This is a genomic window from Vibrio sp. S234-5, from assembly GCF_000960595.1.
Lineage (GTDB): Bacteria > Pseudomonadota > Gammaproteobacteria > Enterobacterales > Vibrionaceae > Vibrio.
In genome coordinates, this window is sequence record NZ_JZAM01000461.1 from 1 (window position 1) to 378 (window position 378).

Below are 378 nucleotides of genomic sequence, written 5' to 3' on the forward strand. Positions count from 1 at the left end.
ATGAAATTCAAAGCTATCAAACGCGTCACCGCTAAAGGCAATGTCATCTTTTCTTCGGTAGGCGAACTCATTGATATTGCTCGTATCCACATTGTCATCGATGGCCGCCCTTGGTGGCAGACGCTATTGTCCAAATGTATTGCCCTGGGCGGAGTTTGCGGTGCTTTGGCTTTCCGCGTTGAGACTTTCGGTCAGTTGTGTCTCAAGCTGGGCTTTGAGCGCCTCACTTTCATCGATCTTTTGCTGCATCTGCTGCTCTAGTCCTGCTAACTGCGATTCTTGCTTGCGGTTAGCGGTGGCTTTGATGTTCTCCAGTTCGGACTCTAAGCTGTCACCAAAACGACTGAGCATGCCTTCAACTTTGGTCAGGCTAAAACC

The 378-nt window shown here is 49.5% G+C and carries 1 pseudogene; it reads right to left on the bottom strand.

The features are described 5' to 3' along the window. Positions 1-123: 123 nt before the first annotated feature. A pseudogene (locus UF06_RS23055) lies at positions 124-378 on the bottom strand (conjugal transfer protein TraB); the annotation flags it as partial.